A 2,503-nucleotide genomic window follows, 5' to 3' on the forward strand; every position below is an offset into this window, starting at 1 on the left:
CCCATGGGGGAGAAGCTTCTGAACTACTTAAGAAATTAACAACCAAAGAAGATAAGTACAATTCTTATCTTCAAACTTATTATACGAGGAGAATATAAATGTTTTCAAAAGCTAAAAATAAAAAGATATTCAAATGGATTGGTATTTCAACTGTTATATCAGTAATTATCTTTTTTATCGTGGTAACTAGTATGGTATTATTCAGTAAAACTTCTACTCCTCTTAAAGAAAGTGAAAATTTAAATTTTAACGTCCTAAATACAAATAAAGATAAATTACCGACTCTTCAGAAATACACTGCAAAAGATGGAAAAGAATTATTCTATCGCTATTACAATGGTAATGTTGACAAAACATTAATTGTTTTGCATGGATCTGCATATCATAGTAGTTATCTTCAACCATTAGCTAGTTATTTATCTGAAAATAACATTGCTAATGTATACACCCCAGATTTAAGGGGCCATGGTCCTGAAACTAACAACAGAGGGGATGTAGAATATATTGGTCAGCTCGAAGATGATTTAAGTGATCTCGTAAAGCTACTACGAAGTCAACATGAAGGACCAATATTATTAGGTGGTCATTCAAGCGGGGGAGGTACTGTAATACGTTATGCAGGTGGTAATAATGCACCAGTTGATGGCTATTTAATGCTTGCTCCTTATGTACATCACACAGCATCTACCTATCGTTCAGAAAATGAGTGGACCAATGTAAATTTACCTCGCATTATTGGATTAGATATCTTAAATACATTTAAAATTACCGCACTGAATCACAAAGATGTTATTTCATTCAATATGCCAGAAGACTCACGAAATGGAACAGAAACTCTAAAATATAGTTATACATTACAAACTTCCATGCACCCAAGAGATAATTACGAGCAAGATATCCAAAACTTAGACAAACCATCATTTTTAATGGTTGGAGAAGATGATAATACTTTCAACACTAGTGCATTTGCACCATTGTTTGGCCAATATTCTCCAGAAACAAAGATTAATATTTTATCAAACACTTCTCATTTTGGAGTTATCACAAAAACCACAGCCCATAAATCAATTTCTAATTGGCTTAAGAAATATTATGAAAATGATAAAGTGATAAATTGAAGACAAAATTAATAATATAATAAAGGTATGGTTAAAGTGATTCCAGATACAAATATTTCTTATTTTAATTTATTATCCATCTTCCTGAATTTTACTCAAAGGTAAGTATGACAAACTAACTAGAAGGTAATATACAATGATTTTTAAGTGTATTACGTGTATAGCAATAAACCCTCATATTCAGGTTGCTAATCTTCTTAATATAATTGTAGATACTGTAGAAAATGGATAATATTAAATTTTCCGGTTTGTTTTGAGCTTTCTTCATAGAATATTCTGCTATTCAAGTAAATAAATCTACTTTCTGTAGCTTTGGTATTATTAAACGCTGAAATAAGCAAATAAAAAAGAACATTAAAAACCTGAATAAGAAAGTTGAACTATTGGAGAGTAATGATTGAAAAGATCTTTCTTCTCTAAAAAGATTAATAATAGCCCAACAATAGACTTTGCTGCTGTAGCATGCGGTGAGGTCTTTCATATTTATTAGAGTACACTAATGTGAAATGATATGGGATAATTATTACAAAATATACTATTAAATGTTAAAATAAAAACAACACAGGCACCTGATCGGACTTAATGTAGAAACAATAAATTTGAAAACAAAGTAATCTCAGCTGAAACAGGAGTGTAAGCATGGACAAATTCAATCATTTAGAAAGTAAGTTTATAACGTTTAAAAAATCTTTGTTGTACAGTTTATTAATAGTAAGTGCTACTCCTTTAATGAGTGGGGTATTTTCTTCTAATGGTATTGATGGAGTGGTATTAATCTGCAATATAATAGGAGCAAGCATATCTACGCCAATTCTTTACTACTTTATAAATCGAAAAAGCTTTAAACCAATGACCGTGCTTCATTTTCTCTTGATGATCTTCCCCAATGCATTCGTATCTGCTTTATTTGCTTTCCTTACACTTTATATTATGAGTATTATAGGGCTGCTTTAATTAAAGAATTAATAGTAAAGTATAAATACATATTTTTATAATAAATGTTGTAAAAGTCATCAACAATATAATGGACGAAAATAAAGCAATTATAAATAGTAGAGGTGGGCACCCAGTGGGAAACAAGTATTCTAAGTTAGCAAAAATAGTCTTGAAAATATCTATAGTTCTGATAATTATTGGATACTTTCTGTGGACTATTTTGTTTCCTATTCAAGATCTACATACTTTCACAACAACAGAGCATTTAACTGCTCAAAAACAACTTGCGCTCAATTATACCTTAGGACGATTCTTACTTTATATAGGCTTCACTGGAATGATTAGCTCGTCTATTTAGTGTGTACTGAATAATTCAAATATGTTGATATTACGGTAAATGTCCATGGTTTTTGATATAATAAGTGCAAGGATTTCAATGAACCACTATC

The 2,503-nt window shown here is 30.3% G+C and carries 2 protein-coding genes; both read left to right on the plus strand.

Features of this window, described 5'->3' with window-relative positions; translation table 11 throughout:
- Positions 1-98: 98 nt before the first annotated feature.
- Positions 99-1,118: an alpha/beta hydrolase gene (locus BMX83_RS10490; protein ID WP_091636810.1), complete on the plus strand. Its 1,020-nt coding sequence runs from the start codon at positions 99-101 to the stop codon at positions 1,116-1,118.
- Positions 1,119-1,757: 639 nt separating this feature from the next.
- Entirely contained in the window at positions 1,758-2,072 is a 315-nt protein-coding gene (locus tag BMX83_RS10495) for a hypothetical protein (protein ID WP_091636812.1), read from the plus strand.
- The last annotated feature ends 431 nt before the right edge of the window (positions 2,073-2,503 follow it).

The sequence above is a fragment of the Alkalibacterium gilvum genome, assembly GCF_900109085.1.
In the GTDB taxonomy this organism is placed as follows: Bacteria; Bacillota; Bacilli; order Lactobacillales; family Carnobacteriaceae_A; genus Alkalibacterium; species Alkalibacterium gilvum.

What these genes read in the sequence shown, in the direction of transcription:
- BMX83_RS10490 (WP_091636810.1), top strand. Translation starts at nt 99, where the DNA reads ATGTTTTCAAAAGCTAAAAATAAAAAGATATTCAAATGGATTGGTATT.
- BMX83_RS10495 (WP_091636812.1), top strand. Translation starts at nt 1,758, where the DNA reads ATGGACAAATTCAATCATTTAGAAAGTAAGTTTATAACGTTTAAAAAA.